The sequence below is a fragment of the Parasphingorhabdus sp. genome (assembly GCF_048269915.1).
GTDB lineage: Bacteria > Pseudomonadota > Alphaproteobacteria > Sphingomonadales > Sphingomonadaceae > Parasphingorhabdus.
This window is the reverse complement of the sequence record NZ_JBLWTY010000003.1, coordinates 39,025-62,220: the sequence shown is the minus strand read 5'-3', so window position 1 is coordinate 62,220 and position 23,196 is coordinate 39,025. Positions and strand designations below refer to the sequence as shown.

24 protein-coding genes and 1 tRNA gene are annotated in these 23,196 nt (G+C 50.2%); 7 read left to right on the top strand and 18 right to left on the bottom strand.

The genetic code is table 11. The annotated features are described in order from the left end of the window. Positions 1-254: 254 nt before the first annotated feature. Both ACN0WX_RS08805 and ACN0WX_RS08800 read right to left on the bottom strand, forming a co-directional pair. Positions 255-815, bottom strand: a complete 561-nt coding sequence (locus ACN0WX_RS08805) for a recombinase family protein (RefSeq protein WP_417621941.1) — start codon at positions 813-815, stop codon at positions 255-257. A 91-nt stretch (positions 816-906) separates the two neighbouring features. Next, the gene (locus ACN0WX_RS08800; RefSeq protein ID WP_417621940.1) at positions 907-1,248 is read right to left on the bottom strand and encodes a hypothetical protein; all 342 of its coding nucleotides are present in this window, start codon (positions 1,246-1,248) and stop codon (positions 907-909) included. Positions 1,249-1,348: 100 nt separating this feature from the next. Here ACN0WX_RS08800 and ACN0WX_RS08795 point away from each other — a divergent pair, with 100 nt between their 5' ends. Beyond that, complete coding sequence (locus tag ACN0WX_RS08795) at positions 1,349-1,552, top strand: helix-turn-helix domain-containing protein (protein WP_417621938.1); 204 nt, start codon at positions 1,349-1,351, stop codon at positions 1,550-1,552. Positions 1,553-1,573: 21 nt separating this feature from the next. Here the strand turns inward: ACN0WX_RS08795 and ACN0WX_RS08790 are convergent, their stop codons facing one another. Beyond that, entirely contained in the window at positions 1,574-2,674 is a 1,101-nt protein-coding gene (locus ACN0WX_RS08790; RefSeq protein WP_417621937.1) for a DUF3883 domain-containing protein, read from the bottom strand. Between the two features lie 327 nt (positions 2,675-3,001). Here ACN0WX_RS08790 and ACN0WX_RS08785 point away from each other — a divergent pair, with 327 nt between their 5' ends. Further along, positions 3,002-6,865 carry a tetratricopeptide repeat protein gene (locus tag ACN0WX_RS08785; protein WP_417621936.1) on the top strand — a complete coding sequence of 1,288 codons (3,864 nt, stop codon included), beginning with the start codon at positions 3,002-3,004 and terminating at the stop codon, positions 6,863-6,865. Positions 6,866-6,869: 4 nt separating this feature from the next. Here the strand turns inward: ACN0WX_RS08785 and ACN0WX_RS08780 are convergent, their stop codons facing one another. The 6 genes from ACN0WX_RS08780 to ACN0WX_RS08755 form a co-directional block, all read right to left on the bottom strand. Further along, positions 6,870-8,558: a tyrosine-type recombinase/integrase gene (locus ACN0WX_RS08780; RefSeq protein ID WP_417621935.1), complete on the bottom strand. Its 1,689-nt coding sequence runs from the start codon at positions 8,556-8,558 to the stop codon at positions 6,870-6,872. 116 nt (positions 8,559-8,674) lie between these two features. Next, positions 8,675-8,751 (bottom strand) — tRNA-Arg (locus ACN0WX_RS08775). A gap of 44 nt (positions 8,752-8,795) precedes the next feature. Next, positions 8,796-9,290: a DUF1178 family protein gene (locus ACN0WX_RS08770; protein WP_417621934.1), complete on the bottom strand. Its 495-nt coding sequence runs from the start codon at positions 9,288-9,290 to the stop codon at positions 8,796-8,798. Beyond that, a complete protein-coding gene (locus ACN0WX_RS08765; protein ID WP_417621933.1) occupies positions 9,287-10,120 on the bottom strand; it encodes a carbon-nitrogen hydrolase family protein in 834 nt (277 codons plus the stop codon). Before ACN0WX_RS08765 ends, ACN0WX_RS08770 begins: the two co-directional genes overlap by 4 nt. Positions 10,121-10,126: 6 nt before the next feature. Then, complete coding sequence (grxC, locus tag ACN0WX_RS08760) at positions 10,127-10,384, bottom strand: glutaredoxin 3 (RefSeq protein ID WP_417621932.1); 258 nt, start codon at positions 10,382-10,384, stop codon at positions 10,127-10,129. 78 nt (positions 10,385-10,462) lie between these two features. After that, positions 10,463-11,185 (bottom strand): ComF family protein, encoded by a 723-nt coding sequence (locus tag ACN0WX_RS08755; protein WP_417622431.1) that lies wholly within the window; start codon positions 11,183-11,185, stop codon positions 10,463-10,465. A gap of 55 nt (positions 11,186-11,240) precedes the next feature. On the opposite strand from ACN0WX_RS08755, the gene ACN0WX_RS08750 reads away from it, so the two are divergent. Next, the gene (locus ACN0WX_RS08750) at positions 11,241-12,119 is read left to right on the top strand and encodes a class I SAM-dependent methyltransferase (RefSeq protein ID WP_417621931.1); all 879 of its coding nucleotides are present in this window, start codon (positions 11,241-11,243) and stop codon (positions 12,117-12,119) included. Here ACN0WX_RS08750 and ACN0WX_RS08745 read toward each other — a convergent pair. Beyond that, the gene (locus tag ACN0WX_RS08745; protein ID WP_417621930.1) at positions 12,116-12,538 is read right to left on the bottom strand and encodes a (deoxy)nucleoside triphosphate pyrophosphohydrolase; all 423 of its coding nucleotides are present in this window, start codon (positions 12,536-12,538) and stop codon (positions 12,116-12,118) included. The genes ACN0WX_RS08750 and ACN0WX_RS08745 overlap by 4 nt on opposite strands. A 92-nt stretch (positions 12,539-12,630) precedes the next feature. Between ACN0WX_RS08745 and ACN0WX_RS08740 the strand changes: the two genes are divergently transcribed. Both ACN0WX_RS08740 and ACN0WX_RS08735 read left to right on the top strand, forming a co-directional pair. Then, the gene (locus tag ACN0WX_RS08740; RefSeq protein ID WP_417621929.1) at positions 12,631-12,804 is read left to right on the top strand and encodes a Flp family type IVb pilin; all 174 of its coding nucleotides are present in this window, start codon (positions 12,631-12,633) and stop codon (positions 12,802-12,804) included. A gap of 108 nt (positions 12,805-12,912) precedes the next feature. Continuing rightward, complete coding sequence (locus ACN0WX_RS08735; RefSeq protein ID WP_417621928.1) at positions 12,913-13,095, top strand: Flp family type IVb pilin; 183 nt, start codon at positions 12,913-12,915, stop codon at positions 13,093-13,095. Between the two features lie 61 nt (positions 13,096-13,156). On the opposite strand, the gene ACN0WX_RS08730 is transcribed toward ACN0WX_RS08735, so the two are convergent. From ACN0WX_RS08730 to ACN0WX_RS08710, 5 genes are all read right to left on the bottom strand, one after another. Next, the gene (locus ACN0WX_RS08730) at positions 13,157-14,656 is read right to left on the bottom strand and encodes a M48 family metalloprotease (protein WP_417621927.1); all 1,500 of its coding nucleotides are present in this window, start codon (positions 14,654-14,656) and stop codon (positions 13,157-13,159) included. 111 nt (positions 14,657-14,767) lie between these two features. Further along, the gene (locus ACN0WX_RS08725; protein WP_417621926.1) at positions 14,768-15,715 is read right to left on the bottom strand and encodes an acetyl-CoA carboxylase carboxyltransferase subunit alpha; all 948 of its coding nucleotides are present in this window, start codon (positions 15,713-15,715) and stop codon (positions 14,768-14,770) included. Positions 15,716-15,746: 31 nt separating this feature from the next. After that, the gene (locus ACN0WX_RS08720) at positions 15,747-16,643 is read right to left on the bottom strand and encodes a tyrosine recombinase (RefSeq protein WP_417621925.1); all 897 of its coding nucleotides are present in this window, start codon (positions 16,641-16,643) and stop codon (positions 15,747-15,749) included. A gap of 39 nt (positions 16,644-16,682) precedes the next feature. Further along, the gene (locus tag ACN0WX_RS08715; protein WP_417621924.1) at positions 16,683-18,551 is read right to left on the bottom strand and encodes a hypothetical protein; all 1,869 of its coding nucleotides are present in this window, start codon (positions 18,549-18,551) and stop codon (positions 16,683-16,685) included. Then, positions 18,538-18,672, bottom strand: coding sequence for a hypothetical protein (locus ACN0WX_RS08710; RefSeq protein WP_417621923.1), 135 nt, complete (start codon positions 18,670-18,672; stop codon positions 18,538-18,540). The genes ACN0WX_RS08715 and ACN0WX_RS08710 overlap by 14 nt, the downstream gene beginning before the upstream one ends. Positions 18,673-18,830: 158 nt before the next feature. On the opposite strand from ACN0WX_RS08710, the gene ACN0WX_RS08705 reads away from it, so the two are divergent. Then, complete coding sequence (locus tag ACN0WX_RS08705) at positions 18,831-19,340, top strand: shikimate kinase (protein ID WP_417622430.1); 510 nt, start codon at positions 18,831-18,833, stop codon at positions 19,338-19,340. Further along, positions 19,337-20,437: a 3-dehydroquinate synthase gene (gene aroB / locus ACN0WX_RS08700; RefSeq protein ID WP_417621922.1), complete on the top strand. Its 1,101-nt coding sequence runs from the start codon at positions 19,337-19,339 to the stop codon at positions 20,435-20,437. The genes ACN0WX_RS08705 and aroB overlap by 4 nt, the downstream gene beginning before the upstream one ends. Positions 20,438-20,457: 20 nt before the next feature. Here aroB and ACN0WX_RS08695 read toward each other — a convergent pair whose 3' ends face one another. From ACN0WX_RS08695 to ACN0WX_RS08685, 3 genes are read right to left on the bottom strand one after another with little or no spacing between them, the layout of a single operon-like run. Next, positions 20,458-22,206, bottom strand: a complete 1,749-nt coding sequence (locus ACN0WX_RS08695) for a monovalent cation:proton antiporter-2 (CPA2) family protein (RefSeq protein ID WP_417621921.1) — start codon at positions 22,204-22,206, stop codon at positions 20,458-20,460. 21 nt (positions 22,207-22,227) lie between these two features. After that, complete coding sequence (locus ACN0WX_RS08690; RefSeq protein WP_417621920.1) at positions 22,228-22,668, bottom strand: iron-sulfur cluster assembly scaffold protein; 441 nt, start codon at positions 22,666-22,668, stop codon at positions 22,228-22,230. Continuing rightward, on the bottom strand, positions 22,665-23,189 hold the full coding sequence (locus tag ACN0WX_RS08685) for a CvpA family protein (protein WP_417621919.1): 525 nt from the start codon (positions 23,187-23,189) through the stop codon (positions 22,665-22,667). Before ACN0WX_RS08685 ends, ACN0WX_RS08690 begins: the two co-directional genes overlap by 4 nt. Positions 23,190-23,196 lie beyond the last annotated feature (7 nt).

Genomic DNA, 23,196 nt, shown 5'->3' with positions numbered 1-23,196 from the left:
CAAAAACAGCCTCTCTTGTGGGTAAACCCCTATTTTGGTCAATTCGGTCAGCGCTCATTCCAGATGACTTTGTATTGAAGCGATTGACTTAGCCATCTTTCGACAGCCGTTTTCCAGTGCCATGATCAACACGTTGTAGAAACAATCTGATTGACTAGCGGCTTGCCCTTCCACCGCGATCCCATGCAAGTCTTCTAGCAAGCACGTGATTTCGGCGAACTTTCTCGACGTGTCTTTTTGTCCGTTAGAACGGCTCATGCAGCATCAGCCAGGATGCGATATACCGAAGCTCTTGAGACGCCGGTTTCTTTTGCAATATCGGATGCACCTACGCCCTCATCCTTCAGCTTGATAATATCCGCTGTCATTGCACGGGCTGTGGGCACTCTGCCTTTGTATTTTCCATCGGCTTTCGCTTTAGCAATTCCAATGCGCTGGCGTTCCAACAACAATGACCTCTCAAATTCGGCGAAGGCTGCAAACATTGTCATCATCATCCGGCCCGTGGCCGACTTCGTGTCGATCTCACTACCTCCGAAATCCAATATTCGCAGTCCGACTTGCTTTGCATCCAGACGATCGATGATTTTTAGAAAATCCGACGTTGATCGCGCCAATCGATCCAAACGTGTTGCGACCAGCACATCACCTTCTCGGACAAAGTCCAAAGCCAGTTCAAATTGTTCCCGCATTGCGACAGATGACACTTGTTCAGCAAAGAGTTTGTTGCAACCGGTTGCAAGCAATGTTGCAACTTGATTTTCCAGCCCGGCTTCCTGTTCAACCGTTGATGTTCTAGCATATCCAACAAGCATAAAACCCCCTGTTTTCTGGGGTTTATAATGACATAGCGGTTTAGTTAAGTCACGGACAAAACACGTTTTTTTCCAAAAACACTGACTGACCTCAGTTTATAGTTAGCTGTCGAAGTTCTTCAAATTCCCGGCCATGATCGAAACCGCTAAAATATCCTTGGCAAATTAAATCCATGATTGCAGCTTGCTGATCGTCGAAAGAGTGTTTTTCAATCGCGTTTTTGCGCTGCTCGGCATAGATACCTGAGGTCGGTTGTCCTTTGATAGACGCCCTAACCATGAATACCACTGTATTGTGACAAGCGTCTTTCGCTTGGTCGATCACTTGTTGTGTCGTCACATCCTTCGGCACAACTTCAGCTGAGGTTTGCGCAACAGATGGTGTCCCCGTGGCTAGCCCCAAAATCGCAAATAGTGTTCCATATAAACTCATTCACCCATCCCTTCACCGTTTAGCAATTTAATGCGATATCAAGACGCATTGTCACTCATCGTCTATAGACGATAAGAGACATGACGGCGAAGTCAAGGCAATGGATATTCGTCAACGCCTTGGTTCAAATGTGAAAAGATTGAGGGAGGCCAAGGGTTGGTCTCAGGAACAATTTGCGTTCGAAGCAAATATTCACCGGACCTATATCAGTGACATTGAAAGAGGTGCCCGCAATCCGACAATCAAGATTGTGGAAAAGCTGGCCGCTTGCTTAGACGTCTCAGCTGGGATTTTGTTATCCTAGGCAAGGGGAGGAATAATTTACCTATTTAGGAAGTCCAGAAAACTGTTCCGCCCGCAGTACACACGCTTTCTCAAGATCACCTCTTAAACGATAGAACTTAGGTTCCATTGCGAAATCGAAAATACGCATCAGAACGAACTTGTTACGATATTTCTTTGATGCAGCGATTTCGTTCGAGGTCAGAAAAAAGGCAGAATTTTCATCCCCATTTGTAGTTTTTATCTCAATGTACTCTTTTGCTCCATTTACGTCGAACGCTTCTATGTCATATCCTAGGCCATCGCCTCTTACCTTAGATGCCCAAACCACCTGCTTTGCTAGATCTTCGCGGCCTGCCCGCTTCAAATCGGCGCGTATTCTATTATAGGCCCATTTTTCCCCGGCCTCTCCGGTTTTTCTATTTTGTTTTTCTCGTTTCTCATGATCCGTTTTGCGCCCACTAAATTTCCGGTTCTGCGTTGGAAAACTTAGTCCGGTTGGAACGTCAATTTCAGCGTTTGGGTTATAACCGTCTGAGGAGTTCTTAATTGAAGGGACAACAGGAATACTCTTATCACCCTGAATTACCCGATCGAAAATTATGGCCTCCAAGAGAGCCTGGGTGTTGCTTTGTGGAGTAAAACCCTTAATCCACGGCTGCTCCAGCTCTTTCAAGATCGAACTGATGTTACCGAACTTTCGCAGTATCGAGTTTTGATTTCTTGATCCTAGAGATTTCGCAATCAATCTAGTCTCTTCCGATTTATTGAAATGATCGCCGCTGGCTTGCCTTGCTAAGAGTTTCAGGTAATTTTCAAAAACAAACTCGACCTCGGCCAGGGACCAATCTTGAACTCCTGGCTTCAAGCCCTCGACGTCAAAGCCTAAACGAACAAATTGCCTGCCTGCTGCGGTTTTGCCACCGGAAAACTCATTGGGAAGCGGGCCCAACATTGGAAACATAATTCCATGAGCGGCAGCCAGGAGGGGTTTGCTGTCGTATGATTCCCCGCGACAGTTCACAGTATATTGCCTCGACTTTTGGAAGCCGTATTTATCTAGGAAATTGTCTCGACCCAAAATATCGAACTCGTCCATTGCACTGAAAACAGCCAACCGACTTTTTACATCCCGAAAACCCATTTCCTAATCTCCCCGCGCCGGGTCTCAAATGGGCTTAAACCCATTGCGACAACATGTCTCAAAACCGTAGCATGGATTATGTGAGACGCCATGCCGCTCTATTTTAAGTTCGCACTGGGGCAGAGGCATATGAGTAAAGGATATTGAGGGAAACTAACAGCAAAGCGTCCGAAAAATTAAGCAGGCAGATGCCTCCTTCGTGAGTATTTTTCGAATAACCTACTAGTTACGACTTTCACATCTTCTCAGAGGTGCATTTCATCAAAAGCACAAAAAATGTAATTTGGCATTGTTTAAAACTTTGCCCTTTCAATCTGCAAACATTTAGTGAACATTCGCGTTATGGTTTCTTCCTCCACTCATCTAACAAAACCCAAAGATTGGGATGACTTTGAGAGAAAAATCACTGTTCTTGCGCAAGAATGGCTCAACGATCCTCATGCCGAAGGGAATGGAAGACAGGGACAATCCCAGGCTGGCGTAGATATTTTCGGTCGCCGAAACGGCAAGTTATGGATCGGCATACAGTGTAAGAAAAAATGGGAAACTCAGGTCACTGAAAAAGAACTAAGGGCAGAGGTCGAAAAGGCGCAAAATTTCAAACCTAAGCTATCCGAGTTTATTCTCGCAACTACTGCACCAAGAGACAAGAATATACAGAAAATTGCCAATGAATTGACCGAAGCAAACATCGGGTTTTCAGTGCATGTGTGGGGCTGGGAGCGCATCGAAGAACTTGTGTCGGGCTATGATAGGGCAATCAAAGAGTTTGACCCAGCCTATCATCCAACATTGTCCGCTGACATTAAAGTGATGGGAAGCCAGATCGATGCACTTCAGGAACTAATTCAATCGACCTCAATCAAATCAACTAATACTGGCCAAAATGGCGCACAAGTAACGAATGAACTGGATGATAGCACTGTTTTGCATGGAAAAATATCTGCAATCCAATCGCTTATTGAAGACGAAGAAATTTTACCAGCTGAACGACAAATTGAAAAACTCATCAGTAACGAATGGGAAGGAGCAAGCAGTAGCGAAAAGTATAGAATGTTGGTGGTAAAAGCCAACATCCTTCTTAATCGAGAGTTCTTTGAAGAAGGCGGAAGGCTTCTATTAAAAGCTTTTTCCGAATGCCCCGAACACAAAAATGCCAATCGAAATCGTTCAATTGGATTGTTAATTTGCGGTGATCCTGAAACTGCAATTCAAGTTGCCGAGGAAATTCTACTTGCTGAACCAAATGATCGGATCGCAACTGATACCTTAGTCCAGGCTCGATATGCGGTCGGCTTGGATGATCCGTTTTGCGACATCAAAGATGAAGTGATTAATTCAATAGCTATCGCAACACTCAAAACACAGATTGCGAGAGAAAACAAGAACATCGAATGGCGAAATCTAGCGAAGTTAGCAAAATCCAAATATCCGGATAGCAAGTTTGCCAAACGCTATTGCGCCGAAGCTATTATAGACGAAGTGATCACGGATGCTCCTGCATACATCGCTGGAGAAATCAGTTCCGCTATTGATTTCTCATTGATTTTTGAGGCAGCCAGTATTTTGGGTGAGCAAGTCAAATTTTTAGATAGCATAGAAGGCTATGTACCATCAGCCTTGGCGCATAATGCCGCTCTTGCCTATAGGTTGATCGATAACACATCGGAAGTTTTGTCATGTTTAGAAATCGGATTTCGACACAATCCGGACGATTGTGCTTCACGTGAGCAACTTGCAAGCTGCCACCTTGAAGAAGGGAATTTTCAGCAAGCAATCGAACTGTTGGAAGATAAAGAAATTTCTGACACCGCAACACTGGTTTTGTCAGCGGCTAAAGTAGATGCTGGTTTATTGGACGAAGCAGAAGCACTTATTGAAGGATATGTGCCGCCCCAATCTGAACCGGGCAAAGTCCACAATTTCCTTTCCGTTAAATATGGTATTTTTCGCGAACGGAAAAAACTTGATGAAGCAATAAAGTATTTCGCGAAATATGCTGAGGAAAATAGTTCAAGCATCGTCGCACTGGTTTTTCATGCACGAGTTTGTAGGCTATCAGGTGAACTAAAGACTGCTCATAAACTGATCTCGGATGTTAGCGAAAAAATAGACGGAGACACAACTTTTTCAGTCATTAGAGATGCTGCGAACGAAGCATTCAAACTTGAGCAATATGACTTGGTCGTCAGTCTTCTTTCTGAACGAGTGGCGTCAGATCATGACAATGGAGCGCTTTTCCAATGCATTGCCGCATCGCTAAATGGCAATATGTTGAGATCTGCAACCTCCTTGTTTGACAAAATGCCAGCCGTTTTAAAAGAGCAGAGATGGGTAAGACGTAGCCAGATTATTTTGGCACAAAGGGTCGGTGATCCGAAAACCGTGCAGCACATGGGAGGCTTTCTTAAAGACTTCCCTAACGATGCCGAAATGCGTTTAGCTCGAATTGGCCTTTGGCAACGAGACGGCTTTGAAGCGAACATACGACGCGATCTGCAAAATACAGATTTTGACATGTTGGAAGGAAGCCCGGTCAGCAAGATGGAGTTTTTGCAGGCAGCCACTCATTTTGGCCAAGCTGAACAAGGAGTTAAAGCAGCATATTCTCTACTATTAGAAAATTGGCACGATAGCTCATGTCATATGATTTTTCAGGGCATTTTTATCGCTAACAACGACATGGAAGGATTAAGCCTTCGACCAACAAAAATCGGATTAAACACCACGATAAAGTTGGCAACCGATAGCGGTGAAAAAAAATATAGAATTGAAGAGCAACGCCCCATGGCATTTGGCGATGAATGGCTTGGTACTAACGATCAATTGACAAAAGAACTTTTGGGCAAGAAAGTAGACGATATTGTCGTGATCAACAAAGGCTTGAGAGAAGAGAACATCAGAATTGTTGAGGTTAAAAGTGTTTTTCTCGATACGTTCCATCAATCAGTTGAAGATTTCAACACACGGTTCCCCAATTCAAATGGGATGATGCGCTTTTCCTTCGATGAGACTTCGGATGATCCTTTCGCAGAAATAAGAGAAGTTACCAAGCAAGGCGTCGAACGAGATACGTCGATGTTAGAATTCTACCGAGATAATAATGTCCCAATGAGCTTCCTGGCTTCTATGTTGGGCAAAGATGAGATTGACTGTGCAATAGGTGTTCCGAACGAAGGTATCCCGTTCAAGGTTTGTAGAGGACTTCGGCCAGAGCGTGAAAATGCATTAGAAGCAGCCAAAAAATTAGAGAAAACAGGCATCGTAGTAGATCCTATCACACTGTCAGTAATTCATAAGCTAAACTTGTCAAAAGCGGTTACCGCAGTTTGCGGCCCTCTCTACACCCCACAAACGACTTTTGACCTTTTTGCAAAACGGCTGATCGAAGCCAAACAAGCCCTCGGTAGACAGCCAGGATCACTGTCATATCGAAACGGAAAATTAGTTTTGACGGAAACGACTGATGAGCACTGGCAAGAAGTTATCACGCACCGAGCCGGTGAGCTTAAATGGATGAGAGGCAACGTAGAAATTGTTGAGTGCTTGCCTCAAGAAGAGATTTTTGGAGAGGCCAGAGCCATAATTGATTTGGTGGGAACGGATGTTTGCGCTCCCGCAATCGCAGCAAATGGCGCTCAGCTCCCCTTGTTATCTGATGACTTCGGATTTCGCACTTGGAGCGAACACAGCTTTCAACTGCAAGGGTTTTGGTTACAACCTATCTTGATGGCTGCCCGGGACTGGAAGAAAATAACAGATCAGGAATATTGTGAAGCTCTCTGCCAGATGACTAATATCGGATTTGAATTTATTTCATTGGATGTGAATTGTTTTCTTTATAAACTCAGATCAGATAAATTTATGGTAACCGCCGAACTAAAAAAGATGCTTGGGGCCATCGGAGGAAAGCAAGCTGATCTGCCTAACAATCTCGGAGTTGCAGCCAACATAATTGACGCACTGATCGATGAACCTTGTGAGGATTATCAACGATTTAGATTTGCAAGCGAGGTCATTACCAGTTTTACTAAAACGCGATGGGACAATGCAGAAACAGTCATCTTGGCTCTGGCCCAGCGTTGCAATCGCCAGTCCGAAGAGATAGCCAAACACTTAATCGGTTGGCTAGTTGGACACTCAATTGGTTCGAAAGAATTTCAAGTTCTTAGAAACAAATATAAGATCTAGACGTTTAGCTAAAATCCGCGTTTGCTGGAAGGTCAAAAACATTTGGAAACTCGATACACTGCATCGTTTCAACCAATTTACGTGAAGTAAACGACGAACCATAATTTTTTGAAACGCCCGGCATCCATCGTCCAGTCAGATAATTTCCAATCGCATCTCCATGGAAACCAGCTTCTCTCAACGCATCTTCAAACGTATGTCTGAAACTATGGAAACTGAGATTTGTACCCTCCAGCTCGAGTGGTTTGATTTGGCGCGCAAACCAATTGCCCAAAGCTCTACCCCACTGGTTCATTTCGTATACTTTTGTCGGCTGAGTATCTGGGAACATTAGCGATTGTCTTGACAAGCGGACACTTTCGACAAAATCTAAAAACCCGATTTTGATCAAATCGTTGTGGATAGGTATCCTGCGGTCGAAGGTACCCTTCAATGGCCTAATGGCTTTATTGTTGATCTGAACCATGGAGACACCGAAGTCCGTCGTTATCTCATTAGTCTCCAATCCACAAATTTCACTTTTGCGAGCACCGGTATACAATGCAAGCAAGGGGACCCAAAAATGTGACGGTAACAATTTCCCAATGGTATCCGGGTCCGACCACGCTGGCAGCGAAAATATCCGCAATAGATGTTTTTTACTAAATGGATCACGCTTTTTGTCGGGACTGACCGGATCAACAATTTCCACATCCAACATCGGATTGCCTGAAATCAACCCTTCATTTTGACCGAACCGGACAATTGCTCCCCATTTGTTTAAATGCGAATTTGCTGTTGCCGGTTTTATGCGTTCCAACTTCAGACGTTCCGAGAGAGCGACTACCTCCCGGACGGTCTTTCCTCGTGTCGCCTTTTGTTTTGACATGTTCGGAGGAAGCAACAATATTTTGTCGCGCAAATCAAAACAAAAATTTTGATCAATTTTGATTAGTGGTGTCTCTCGCCCACATAACCCCTCCAGAACTCTCGTGAGGATCACATAATTTTTTTCAGTAGATGGAGACCATTTCCCGATCCTCCTCATCCTCTCAAAATAGAGGTCGATCAGCGACCCGAGAGTTTTAGTATTATCATATCGTTTTGGCGGATTTTCTCCAAACCAAGGATCAACGCCGCTCTGTTGATCAAAAAATCCACCCAACCGGTGTTGCTCATTCCGATAAGCTTGCAGTCGTGATCGAACTATTCCTTCGCATAGCTTCCAAAAAAGCGGATGATCGCTTGCAATGCTCCACTGTTGATGTTTGCAAAACCAATCAGCTGTTAGCTTAACTGGGCCCCAATCGCGGTTGGATATCATCCGAAGACAATCCTGAATTAGTGCGCCGATCACCCCCTGTCGGTTCTCGACCGTATCATCCATTTCGCCTAGGCTAGAAACTACTTCACGCTCTACGCTGTCGGATCTGACCACATATCGATTATAAAGTGCCACCCGAATGTCATACTCGTCTAACTCTGAAGAAGATTTTGGGAAAGCAGGCTCAGATCGTGCCCTTGCTTTTGCCGCTTCAATTTCAAGCATCATATCTGCGATTACAGTATGGCTTTTTTTCTTTGCTATCAGCAGGTCTCTGCCAATGACTTTTTGCAATTCTCCTTTGCCAATTGCTCGTTTTAAATGAGCGGGCACTTGCATCCGAACGACGTAGCTACCCCCTCGCTTATAAAGATAGTCAACTCCCGACACTCGGCGCATAAGTTCCCTTTCGACGTCTGATTAGTAGCACAATTAGTAGCAATGTCGAGAAATAGAGCATCCACTTGCAACCGGTTGCAAGGCTTTAAGCCAATTTTGTGAATATTTGGTGCGCCCGACAGGATTCGAACCTGTGGCCCCCAGATTAGGAATCTGATGCTCTATCCAACTGAGCTACGGGCGCATTCTATCGGCGGGTCTAACCACATTGGACAGCCCATGCCAAATTCAATTTTTGGTTCCGGGTGGAATAACCGGTAGAGGCAGCGGTAGTGCGGCAATGCCCTCGTCCACCAAATCGGCGACATCTTCCTGTGTCGCCGTACCATGGATGGATTTTTCATCCTCATCACCATAATGGATATCGCGAGCTCGCTCCGCAAATTTATCACCCACCCATTCGGAATCGACGAGCAGATTGGCTTGGGCCTTAGCCAGCTTGCCAATCATTTCCTGATATTCCGCAGGCATGGCCATCTTATTACTCACTGGCGCAAGACCGTGGGATTCCACTCGACTGTCCGTTGATTTAGCTGCAACCGCCTGTTGATTGCCTTTCCGGCCCACACTCGGCGCCATCGCGGCCTTGGCAATATTCGTACCGGCACAAACCGGACAGGTCAGCAGCCCGCGATGCAGCTGCTCTTCATAATCTTTTGAGGATCCGAACCAGCCTTCAAACCGGTGCTCGCCATCCGCGCATATTAAGTCAAAAACGATCATGCCACGTCCACCGGTGCTGCAAACTCTTTGCGATTGGCAACTGCGGGAATTCGCGAACGCACCTCTTGCACTTTCGTTAGATCCAGCTCGCAGAATGCCAGCCCGTCGCCCTCACCCATGTCGAGTAATATTTCCCCCCAGGGATCGACGACCATCGAATGCCCATAGGTGGAACGGCCATCCTCGTGACTGCCATATTGACCAGCAGCAACAACAAATGCACCAGCCTCTATTGCCCGCGCCCGCAGCAATATCTCCCAATGGGCCTTTCCGGTCGGAACCGTAAAGGCCGCCGGAATGGACAAAATATCTGCGCCGGCGTTGGTCAAGGCCTCATACAAGCCGGGAAAACGAATATCATAGCAAATCGACAAACCCAGCGTCGCTCCAGGAATCGCAGCTACAACTGCGCGGCGCCCTCCTAAATAAGCTGAGGATTCTCGCGGCGATTCATCAGCACTCAGGTCGACATCGAACAGGTGAATTTTATCATATCGCGCTGATATTTCTCCGTCCGGCCCAATCAGGAAAGAGCGATTGACCCATTTTTGGTTCGAATTTCCGGGATTTTTTATGGCGAGCGATCCAAGCTGCACCCATATGCCGCCCTTTCTGGCTTCCGATCGTGCAGTAGACAAAACAATATCATCATCTTCACTCCGGATCACTCCGGCCGCTCGCGACCGATCACGATCGAGCAATCCGGACATTTCCGGTGTAAAGATCATCACTGCTCCGCCAGCTGCGGCTTCAGCGACAAGCGAACCGAGTTGCTTGGCATTTCTATCGGGATCGATGCCGCTGCACATTTGGGCAAGCGCTATTTTCAAGTCAGATCACCTTCCCAGGAGCACATCAAGTTCGCCTGACCGATCCAATGCGGCAAGATCGTCGGAGCCTCCAATATGGCGGTCATCAATGAAAATTTGAGGAACGGTCGTACTGCCACCGGATCGCTGGATCATCTCTTCGCGTTTTGCCCCGCCCATGGTGATATCCGTTTCCTCGAAACTTACATTTTTGCTTTCAAGCAAGGATTTAGCGCGAAAGCAGAAGCCGCAGGTAAACTTTGTATATACTTCAATTTTAGACATATTCGGAACTTTCTATCATCCATCTGCAAATGGCCCGTCTACAGAAGAATATCAAGCCGTCGCTAGCAGTTGACGGCACTAGATACTTTCGAAATCGCGGATCACCCGAGCCCAACAAAAAACCAACACCTTCACGGCCCCCGCCTTTTTAAGCATCCGGGCGCAAGCATTGCTGGTCGAACCACTGGTATAGACATCGTCCACCAGCAATACGGACTTCCCTGCAATATTTGTTTGCGCACCGGGACCCCATGCAAATGCCCGATTGACGGTTTTCCATCGTTGTTTGCTGGTCATGCCTCTCAAAGGCGGCGTTATCTGACTACGGATGATCGCGCTATAATCCATTTCAATGCCGGTGCATCGGGCAAGTTCTCTGCCAATCAAAACAGACTGGTTAAAGCCACGATGCCAAAGACGCGAACGATGCAAAGGTACGGGGACGATTACTGCATTGTCGGAGCATTCACTGGCAAATTTTTGCATATGTTCAGCGATCAGTCTGGCCAGTCCTAGCCGGCTTCCGTACTTCAGACGCATCGCGATTAGCGAGCTGCGATCATCATAGCGTACCACCGCCCGAACACCGTCGTGAATGGGACGATCCGTCAGGCATATTCCGCAAAGGCTATTGTCGGAATGATCAAAGGGTAAAGGAAGGCCACAAGCAACACACCAGGGCTTCGCGAGAAAATCAAGCTGCCGCCAGCAAGAGAGACAGAAGCGATGATCTGCATCCACTGTGACACCGCATATCGGACATCTCGGTGGTAAGGCGAAATCTACCAATGGTCTCAACATAGCTGGCAACGGCATTTGATCTTTTTATCCAGCACCCCTAAAGCCACAAGGCCCTATGACCGATACAGTCAATGTTCCCGAAGTTTTTAACCGCAAGCGAAGACGAAATGTTCGCGATCGCGCCTATTCGCGGGCTCAAGGCGAAGATTTTTTCTCGCAGATCATGGCCGACGAAATCGTGGAACGGCTGGATGTCGTCAAGCGCACATTTCGACGAGCGTTATTGATCGGACTACCGGCGGCAAGACTTGGAAAAGAGCTGGAAAAACGCGGAATGAAGGTGGTCTTTGCCGATTCCAGCGTCCGAGTGGCAAAGGCCCTCCACGGCGTGATATGTGATGAGGATCGCCTGCCGTTCGCTGATCACAGCTTCGATTTGATCATCGATATAGGCTCTCTCGACACGATCAATGACCTGCCCGGCGCACTGGTTCTCTTCCGGAGGATATTGGTTCCTGATGGATTGTTACTGGCCGGTTTCATTAGCGCGGAGAGTTTTCTTTCTCTCAAATCGCTAGTAATGAAAGCCGAAGGCGACCGGGTTTCAGCGCATATTCATCCCCAGATTGATGTCCGAACGGCCGGCGACCTGATGGCGCGCGCAGGATTGGCCATGCCGGTGGCTGACAGCGACGATTTGCACCTAAAATATTCGAACCTTCAGCGTCTGGTTGCCGATATAAGAGATGTCGGAGGTAGTAATATCATGAACGGTAGCGTCGTTCCCATGGGTCGGGATATCTACAGGACCATTCAATCGCTGTTTTTGGCTCAACGAGGCCCCGACGGAAAATTCTCGGAACAAGTCACGATATCATATCTTTGTGCTTGGGCACCACATCCCGATCAACCGAAACCGGCGCGTCGGGGAAGCGGCCAGACATCCCTCGCCAAGACACTTTCCAACCATCGCGAGGGCCAATCGACGCGTTAAGCCGAATTTCGCAGTCTGTCAGAAAGCCTTTGGACCAAGGGACCATCTGCGGGTGGCATAGGAAGGTCCTGGATGGCCGCCAAAGGCAACCATCGCAAATCCAAAGAATCCGCACTTTCAGGATGCCCGGTCCATTTGCGACACATATATAGAAGCAGGACCAAATGCTGACCCTCTATGGGCTCGCTGGCGAAGGCCAAAGGTTCGACATCCTGCTCTTTTACACCAATTTGCAATTCTTCGTTCAACTCGCGAACCAGGGCAGCTTCAGGAGTTTCATCCACTTCGACCTTGCCCCCTGGAAACTCCCAGAGGTCAGCCATCGGCTTGCCTTTCGGGCGCTTTTGCACCAGAATTCTGCCACCTTGGTCAATTAGCGCTGCGGCAACGACAAACAGATATGTCGGGTTTTTTTCCATATTTTTTTGTGATGTAAGGATTTTGTTAATCCATTTCTGTGAAACCAGTCTCGTTCGCGACTTAGCAGAACTTTATCTACGTTGAGAGAGATATGATTGATTTTTTGAAAAAATTATATCGCTCCGACAAGGGTGCGACAGCTGTTGAATATGGTTTGGTACTGGCTCTCATCGCGCTTGCAGCGATTGTTGCAATCACCGGTGTTGCCAACGAAACCACCAACATATGGGGCGATGTTGCCAATCAGGTAGCAGAAGCTTCGTAAAAGGTCATAGCACTTAGACCAGGGATAAAGTTGTTCCTCTAGGTTGCAGAACATCGGGCCCATAGCCCGATTGGGTAAGTGAAATATGTCAAACCTAGGAGACCAGACATGAAAATCGTACGTAAAATGTTGAAGAATGAAGAAGGCGCAACGGCTATCGAATATGGCCTGATTGCAGCTCTGATCGCTGTTGCCGCTATCGTGGCAATGGGTTCGCTGGGCAACACCCTTAGCAACACCTTCGGTGACGTCGACGACGCGATGTCTAAGCCAGCAGCAGACGAAGGCTGAGGTTAAGCGAATATCAGGACGGCAGCCTTCCGGCTGCCGTCTTTTTTTATGCCCAAAATAATCAATAAGTTATGATTTTCACTTTCTGACCCGCTCGCAACCCGTCAGTTGCACGCAATCTATTCAATACGAGAAACCGATCTTGCTGATAATTTGAATAGGCCATGCGCGAAGACAGGCTTGAAATCGTATCCGTGCTTTTCACCGTTACGACGTCAATTTTACGGGGCTTGATCGCGGCTGCTTCAGTTACCGAAAGCCGATCAACGCTCCGATACATAGATGAAAAAACTGAAGCACTGCCAGCGGGAGCAATCGTGGCGAAATGGAATGCGCTGCTCTTTGAGAATTCATAGGCAAACACAGTTACATCTACCTGACCATTGTTGCTGTCGACTCTCGCCATCGCGTAGGATGCCGGTAGCCCATTGACCGTTGTTCTCTCGATGGAACCGTAGGAAATCGTTTTGCCTTCGCCCGCAAGACTTTTGAAAGCCGCATCGATATAGGTTGCCATGTTTCCGTTATAGGGTCCGGTCGTAAATTGCCCTTGGCCGCCCGACCCAACTATCGAAACCGCACGAGCGCTGTTCTGCATGGCAAATCCGCTCGGAACGCTGAATTTCAGCTTCAAGTCAGGATGCAAAAAGCTATTGCCTTGGATCACCCCTTGCTTGGGATCATCACCATACATAATTCCATCCAGATTTTGCAGAAACTGGTCCCGATTACGAGCGCCACCAGATACAGTCAGCTTGCTGGCATTTGACGCAGCACGCGACACCCTGCGTGCAGGATCAGGGTGGGTGCTTGCCCATTCTGGTGCGCTGCGGGCATCACGCCCCGCCACTCGAGCGTCGATCGCTGATTGCGCAGCCAGAGAATATAACATTGATGAAAGCGCCTGAGGATCATAGCCTGCCGAAGCCAAATAGCGAATGCCCAGATCGTCAGCCTCATATTCCTGTTTTCGGGAATATTTCAGCGTCAACAATTGGCTACCAGTGCCAAAAATTTCCTGGCCGATCCGGCCAATAGCCGAGTCACCCAGCAACACCTGAGATCCTATTTGTCCCAATATACCCAATATACTATTGCGCGTGGCAGCTTTTTGACGCTTTTCACTATGTCTTGCAGCCACATGACCGACTTCATGACCCAGAACGCCTGCCATTTCCGCTTCGTCATTCATCAGCGCCATCAATTGCCGCGTGAGATAAACATATCCGCCCGGAATAGCGAACGCGTTGTTCACGGGGCTATTCAGTAGCGTTACTGTGAAGTCGCTGCGAGCATTCCCGAGACCCGATTGCACCGCAATATTCTGGCCAACCCCTACAACATAAGCGACCTGAGGACCGGTATATGCTCCACCGAATTCCGCGAGCAATTGGGGATGGGCTTCTGCGCCTTTCTGTTTTTCCGCTGCGGAGATCGAACGAGCTTCGCCGGCCTGGCTGCCTGCCGAATCCACTGCACCGGCGTCTGCTCCACTGCCCGTACAGGCGACCAAAGCGACTACTCCGGCAGCACTCATCAGTTTTATCGAAAATTGTCTCATATCAAGCTCCTCATTGTAGCAGTCTATAAGAACAGCTCATCTGGTAAAGGGTTCCCAATGTAAAAAGACGTTTCAGCCGCTCCGACCGAGCCAAACACTAGTATCCGCTGTTTAGAGCGCACCCATCTGAAGGAATTTGTCGCGGCGCAGTCGTCGGAGCGCTTCACGGTCCAGCTTCTGCAAGTCGTCAAATTCTTCTTCGATCGCCTTGCTCAGCGAGGCAATGGCCAGTGCTCGGTCGCGGTGCGCGCCTCCCACAGGCTCCTTGATTATCCTATCGATAACACCCAGTTTTTGAAGATTTTGAGCAGTGATCTGCATCGCATCAGCCGCCACATCAGCCTTGTCTCCCGTTCGCCACAGGATAGAAGCGCAGCCCTCCGGCGAGATTACCGAGTAGACGGCATGCTCAAACATCAGCACCCGTTCGGCAGCTGCGAGCGCGACAGCGCCGCCCGATCCGCCTTCCCCGACGATGACAGCCACCATCGGGACGCCGAGCGAAAGGCATTTTTCGGTCGAACGAGCGATCGCCTCAGCCTGCCCTCGTTCTTCAGCAGACACACCCGGGAAAGCCCCCGATGTATCAACCAGGGTCAAAACGGGGAGCGAAAAGCGGTCGGCCATATCCATCAGGCGAATGGCCTTGCGGTAACCTTCTGGCTTACCCATACCAAAATTATGTCGCAAACGGCTCTCTGTATCATCGCCCTTTTCATGCCCGATAACAATTAACCGACGATCTCCCAATCGCGCAAAACCACCCAGAATGGCTTGATCATCGCCAAAATTGCGATCACCGCCCAGCGGCAGGAATTCGTCGAACAGACCGGCAATGAAATCTTTAAAATGCGGCCTTTCAGGATGACGGGCAACTTGCGTTTTCTGCCAAGGCGTCAGTTTCGCATAAGTATCGTGCAGCATTTTTGCCGATTTGGCCTGTAGTTTCTCGATTTCCGCTTCGATATCGAGCGGCCCCTCATCCGCCGTATTCTTCAGTTCGAGAATACGGGATTCGAGCGCCGCAATTGGTTTTTCAAAATCAAGATATGATGTCATGAAGAAGAGGTAGAACCGGACAAGCTAAACGTCAACGCACGAGATTAACTTGGCTCAACGGATGGCGGCTATTCACCAGTTCGATCAAGCGCGCGCTGTCGATATGCGTATAGATTTGGGTCGTGCTGATGTCACTATGCCCCAGCAATGTCTGCAACGCCCGCAGATCTGCTCCACCTTCCAGCAAATGGGTAGCAAATGCATGCCGCAAAACATGCGGGCTGATTTTCGCGGGGTTAATCCCTGCCTTGGCAGCATGTTGCTTGATGATCTGAAAGAGTCGGACACGACTTATATGACCCACTCGTGAGGGGAATAGCCATTTTTCCTCTGGATCGATAAAAGTGATCCACCGGCTTATGGCAGCGCGGGCCTGTCGAGAAATCGGAACCAAACGTTCCTTCTCGCCTTTACCCTTGATTATTAAATATGGCTTGTCACCCGAAAGCGACGACCTTCTCAAACCCACAAGTTCACTCGCCCTGAGTCCCGAGCCGTACAGCAACTCCAATATTGCTGCCAGCCTTGCAGCGGATGGTTTGACCGGTTCGCTATCGACCCCCTCAGCCACCAGCCGGAACAGGGTCGCGATTTCCGCGTGAGTCAGAGTCTTGGGCAACGAACGGGCCAGACCCGGACGTGGCAGTGCGTCAGAGGGGTCATTCTTCCGAAACCCTTCCTCAACGAGAAAGCCAAAAAAACGCCTCAAACTGGAAGATTTGCGAGCCACTGTACTATTTTGCAAGTTTCGCCAATGTGAAGGCAGTGTCTTGACAACCTCTCTGTCGGCATTTGCCAATTTGCCGCCAACAATTGCCGACGCCTGCTCCAAATCGGTTCGATAGGCCGACAAAGTATGCTGGGATGCGCCTGTTTCGGCTACCAGCATTTCCAAAAAACGTTCGATCAGATTGGCATCATCACTCATATCTTGCGCAAATGAACCTCGTAGCCTTCAATCAAAAGCTTATGTCCGCGACAAGGCTTCCGCCGCAATCATGCGCGCTTCGGGTTCCAGGCCTACGCGTTTCAGGCTTTGCATGATGTGATAAAGGTGCAAGGGGGACATCGCATTCCAATCCCGCCCCTGCATACCGACTGCGGCAAGCAAGGCCACAGTTCCTTGCTGTCCGCGCCGTGAGGCCGACTGAATAGCCCGTGTCCATTTGCTGGAACGGCCTAAATCCAAGTCCAAATCACTCGCGAAATCGTCAACAGCTTGTCGATCCGCTCTTCCCAAGCCCGCCAATGCGGCCAGCAAAAATTTGCTGCGGAGTTGTTCCCGACTGCTGTCGCCATCCGCGAAGTCATCCATCGCCGCATATGAAACAGGAATATTATTTGTCGGCGAAGCCACGGCCAACAAGGCCCAGCCATGACTCCCCTGATCCACAATCTTCGCCCATCGAATCGCGCTACGGTCAAGACCGGCACTCAACATGGAAGCAATGAGTTCCGCGCTGTTTTCACCAAGCGCGGCAGCGGGTGGAATCTTAGCAGCAGCACGAGCGGTCAATATCTTGGCCGAATATTTTGTCAGGGCACCACTGGATCGTCCCCATAGATTTCGCATGGCCGCAATGCGAGATTCCGCCGTATCGTCAGTGTAAGCCTGGCGTAATACCGACGCCAAAGCCCGCCGATCATCGCTCACCTCGGGATCATCATATGTGGCAGCATAAAGGTCGACCATTGCCTGGTTTGAGATCACGCCAATTGCGGCTGCGATATCAGCCGCTTTCATCCGCGAATCCTTTGAAAGCATGGGTGCCCGAGCGCGCCAACCCTGGACATGGCGGCCCGCCTGGGCATATAAACGATCGGGCGGCTCAACACCGGTAGCCGTGCCCAAGCCAAAGCGCCAGTTATTGAAATATTCAATATCATCCCAAAGAATGGAAACGGCTCTACGACCCTCGAAGCCGGCACCAATGGTTTTTTCTGCCAGCAAATAATCGATGCCAGTGGCGACCTTATCGCGCCTCGCCTGTTGTAGCAGACGGGTCGCACGACTTTGCTCACCTGCAAGTGAAGCGCATATTGGCCGAAACATTTTCCAGGTCGGAGCATCACTGACTCGGGCACCGTCATCTACAAGAAAACAAATACCAGCGGGATCGGCGGTTGCCAGATGCGCCTGCATCGCCACTTCATAGAGTCGCGGAGTGTAATTTCCGCCATCAACTTTCAGCACCAGTGAGCGAGCAGCATCGGCCTCGCCCATGAGCAGCAACCGCCACGCCCGCTCAGCTGTCCAATCTGCCGGATTGATATTCTCCGGACTGCCGACCTTGCTGAGCAACGTACGACGGAGCAATATCGATCCCCAGCGAGAAATGATCGGCCCGTTCAAATTCTTGATCAAATTGGTTAGATATTGACCGCCTTCTCCGCCAAATGCGTCTTTCGGAAGACCATTAAACTCGGGGGTAAGAACGCCGATTTCTGCCGTAGATCGCCTTTCACTTGCGGACAGAGAATATTGCGGCTGAAGCGCGTCATCCAGCGCATTCAAATCCAGCTGCCCATTCTCATCCAACGTCAGCGATGGCAGTTCAGTGTCAATTTCAGGGATATTTTTATCGGTAACAACCCTTGTTGAAGGATCGCTTGATTGAGCGGGGCGCGGTCGCGCTGGAACGGGAGAGGGCGTTGGCGAGGGCGTGGGAGAGGCGACGGGTGATGGGCTCGGAGACGGAGCGGGCTCGCCAAATCCTGGTGGCAACAGAGATTCCGGAGAATTCTGTCCCAATACCGGAATCGCCACCACAAGCGCGCTAAGGCTCACTGCGGCAAAAGAAAGATGCTTGAGCCTCCGCATGTTATTGCAGATCACCACCGATTACCGGTTTTTCAACCGGTTGAAGCGGCTGCTCGACGTCCATCGAAGCCAAGAAGATAGCCGCACCAATCAAGATCGCGACAAACAAAACCAAATAGACCAACTGACGCGGCATATATATGACTCAATCTTTCAAACGGTTAAAAACTAACATAGTCTGCATTGGAATTTGCACCCCAAGCCAACCTCTGTATAGCCTTTGCCCGAATGGACAAAAACATAAAAGCCTCTTTTGACGATTCAGCGGGAAATTCCGTTGAAGAACCCGGACATATGCCCGACCAGTCGATCGTGCTGGTCGGTTTGATGGGTGTCGGAAAAACCACAGTGGGACGGCGCTTGGCAAAGCGCCTGGGCCTTTCCTTTGTCGATGCCGATGAAGAGATCGAACGAGCGGCGGGCCTCACGGTCGAAGAGATTTTTAGTCGCTTTGGCGAAGATTATTTCCGCGATGGAGAACGGCGGGTTATCGCTCGCCTGATGGAAGGCGAGCAGCAGGTCATAGCAACAGGCGGCGGCGCGTTCATGAATGAGGAAACCCGCGCGCTGATTCTGGAAAAGGCAATTGCAATCTGGCTGGATGCCGACCTGGATACGTTGGTGAAACGTGTCGGGCGTCGTGACACAAGGCCGTTGCTTAAATCTGGTGATCCAGCGAAAATTTTGGCCGATCTGGCAGCCAAGAGAAATCCCGTCTACGCCACTGCTCATGTTCATGTCATGGGCAATGATTCACCCCATGAAACAACCGTAGAAAAAATTATCGAGGCATTACAGCGTTGACCCAAATCACTGTTCAACTAGGCAAGCACAGTTACCCGATATTGGTTCAGCCAGGTTCCTTGGAACTGGCAGCGGACTATCTTGAGAAATTCACCAGAAATCGACGGTTTTTTGTTCTGACTGACGAGAATGCCGGATCGCATTTTCTTCCAAAACTGCATCAGGCTTTTGCCGGAAGCGGTATCAAAGTGATCGAGAAAATCCTGCCTGCGGGGGAAGCAAGCAAGAGCTGGGGCCAAGTGGAATCTGTGACTGATTGGCTGCTCTCCCAAGGCATTGAGCGTTCCGACATCCTTGTCGCGCTTGGTGGTGGCGTAATCGGCGATCTCACCGGTTTTGCTGCTGCGATTGTAAAGCGCGGGCTGGGATTTGTTCAGATACCCACCAGCCTTCTTGCACAGGTCGACAGCAGTGTCGGCGGCAAGACGGCGATCAACAGTTCTGTCGGAAAAAACCTGATCGGCAGTTTCCATCAGCCCCTCTTTGTGCTGATTGATCCGCTGGTCCTGAACAGCTTGCCTGACCGGGAATTGCGCGCGGGATATGCTGAGGTAATCAAATATGGATTGATCAATGACGCGGAATTCTTCGCCTGGTGCGAGGCGAATGGGAACAAGATTCTGAACCGCGATCCCGAGGCTCTCAGCGAAGCGATTATCCATAGCGTACAGGCGAAAGCGCAGATCGTCGCCGAAGATGAGAAAGAGCTCAGCGGTCGCCGCGCCCTGCTCAATTTGGGTCACACATTTGGCCATGCGCTGGAAGCGGAAACAGGATTTTCAAACAAGCTTGTGCATGGGGAAGCCGTCGCAGCCGGAATGGCACTTGCCTTCAAATATTCCGTCCGGCGGGGTCACTGTGATACGTCGGATGCCCAGCGCGTGGTAGCGCATTTGAAAGCCGTAAACTTGCCTTATGACCTGGCTACAGCATCGGTACAGGCTTCCGGTCAGCGCTTGGTGGACCATATGATGCACGACAAGAAAATGAGTGGCGGAACCTTACCTTTCCTGCTCGCCAACGGCATCGGCCAGACATTTGTGGCCAATGATGTTGAACTGGACGACGTTGCTGCATTTCTGGACGAGTCAAGCTAACCATCCGACGCAATTGCAGCTCAGGATTTGTCAGGCAGGTCCATTCCGAATCTGAGTTCGGCACCGGCAAACATATCCCCCCCCGATTTTATTTGCGCTTCCAGCCTGTCGCAGTCGCGCTGACGGAATTCGTCGTCGACTTCGTCAATCAGGCTGTCATCAATATCAATTGCGTGCATCGTTTGGCGGGCTAGATGGATAGCTGACTCAAAAAGCTCGCGCTTCATCCCGACAATCCCGAGCCCCTTGAGTGCAATCAGTTGGCGACGATCGTAAACGCGGACGAGCATCTTGGTTTCAGGAAATGATCGAAGAATCTCTCGGGCTTTTTCGGCTCCGAACCCTTGATCGTCCATGCAAAAGACGATCGCATCCGCTTCGTGTGCTCCCGCGCGACGCAAAAGATCGACGCGGGTCCCATCACCGTAAAAGACCTTGGCACCATATTGCTGGTGGGCATCAATCTGCTCGGGCTTGATATCGATCAGCGTCAGCGGAATTTTTGCGCCAAGCAACATTTGCGAGACCGTCTGGCCAAATCGCCCCTGACCGACAACGATGACCGACGGCTGATCAGCATTCGCCGGATCTTCCAGGTTTGCTGATGTTTTGCTCACGCCGCTGCTGAACCGGCGCGAGAGCAGCATCAAGAAGGGAGTGGTCGCCATCGACACGGTGATGATCGCGCCAAACAGACTGCTTGCTTCGGGTTCGATCAAAAGCGCTTTTTCAGCCTCGGAGAACAGCACAAAGCCAAACTCACCACCCTGGCTGAGCAGCATTCCCATCGCCAGAGCCGGGTTGGTGTCCATGCCGAACAACTTGCCCAACCCGAAGATTATCGCGATTTTGACCGCGACCAGCACCGCCGCCGCGCCCAATACAAAAGCAGGGTTTTCGATCACCACATTGAGGTCGAGCATCATGCCAACGGCAAGGAAGAAAAAACCAAGCAAGAGTGATCGGAACGGATCAATGTCGGCTTCGAGTTCGTGACGATAGGGAGAGTTTGCCAGCATGACCCCGGCAATAAATGCGCCCAGAGCCGGTGAAAGCCCGATAAATTCCATCAGCGCGGCACCGCCGAACACGGCGACGAGACCAGCGACGATGAACAATTCACGCTCGGCTATTCTGCCGATCACTTTCAGCAAGGGTTGCAGCAGATATTTGCCAACGGCGATGAGCCCGCCAATCGCGATAACGGCATATATTGCAGTCAACCAGCCTGATTGACCACCGCTCTCCTGCGGCGCACGCGACAGCGCGGCGATAATGGTCAGAAGCGGAATGATCGAAAGATCCTGAAACAGCAGGATCGAAAAGGCTTTTTCACCAGTTGGCGTGTTGAGGCGGCCCGACGATTGCAGCATCGGTAACACCTGTGCGGTCGAGGACAGCGCCAGCGGCAGGCCAATGGCAATTGAAGCGGCGAGCGTGAAATTGGTTGTCGCCATGATCAGCAAGAACAGCGCGATGCCGCATAGCACGACCTGACTCATGCCCAGACCGAAGATCGCCTGGCGCAGGCGCATCAGCCGGGCCGGGGCGAGTTCCAGTCCGACGATGAACAGCAGCAGTATGATCCCGATTTCGGAAAATTCGAGAATGGTTCCGGCATTGCTGATCAGCTGGAAACCCTGCGGACCGATCAGGATGCCGGCAATCAGATAGCCGAGCACCGCGCCGATACCGAAGCGGCGGAAGACCAGCACCATCACCAGCGCTGCGCCAAGCATGACAAAACCGCCCAACAGCAAATCAGCCATATGGGTTTCGGTTTCCATCGGTCAGGCCACCTGTTGCTTGGCAGCGGCATCCGCCAACGCCGCGATCACCGCATCATAGGGAAGCAATATCGCCGCATGGCGACCCTTGTGATCCCGTGCGGCCGCCAAATTGTCCATATCCGGCCATTCACCGGGAGACCCGCCTGATCCTTGCAGAAAGGCTGCCAGATTGTCCCGCACAGTGCGGACATCCGTGGCTGTCTTGCCGATGGCCTGTGCGCCCAATATGGCCGCGGATGCCTGACCCAGCGCGCAGGCGCTTATTTCAAGCCCCAGATCCTTGAGTTCACCGCTATCGGTAACCATCACATCTGCCGCAACCCTGCTGCCGCATGTTCTGGATCGCAGTTCCGCGGTGCCGTCGGGATTGTCCAGCCTGTGCTGATGCGGAATCGACACCGCGAGACGCATAATCTCGCGGGTATAGAGCGCACCGCTCATTGGTCCGATTCTGCTTGCTCATCGCTCGACTTCCGCTGTTCCTCGACAAAGTCGACCATCGCTTTGCCACTTGCATTGAGCAGCGGATAGGTCCGGGATTCTGCCAGCCATTCCGGCCGCGGTTCGTCAGCGCCATAGATTGTGTCATAGACAAGAACCACCAGCAGATAGAGCAAAGTCGCGCCAATCAGCCCCTTGATCATGCCGAAACCGAAGCCCAGCACGCGGTCGATCGGACCAAGAACGGATTTCCGCGATCGGGCGCCGATTGATCTGGCGATCCAGCGGCCCAGCGCATAGATAACGATGACGATCGACACAAAAGCCAGCACAGAGGCCCCGCTCTCGCTGCCCACCGGGCTGATCAGCCGCTCATAAATAGGCGTGTGCAAAAATCGCACGCCGACCACCACCACTATCCAGACAAGCAGGGAAAGTGCTTCCTGAACGAATCCCCTCAGGAATCCGAGAACCGCGGCTCCGCCCATCAAAACCAGTACAAATATATCAAGACCCGTCATGGGCTCT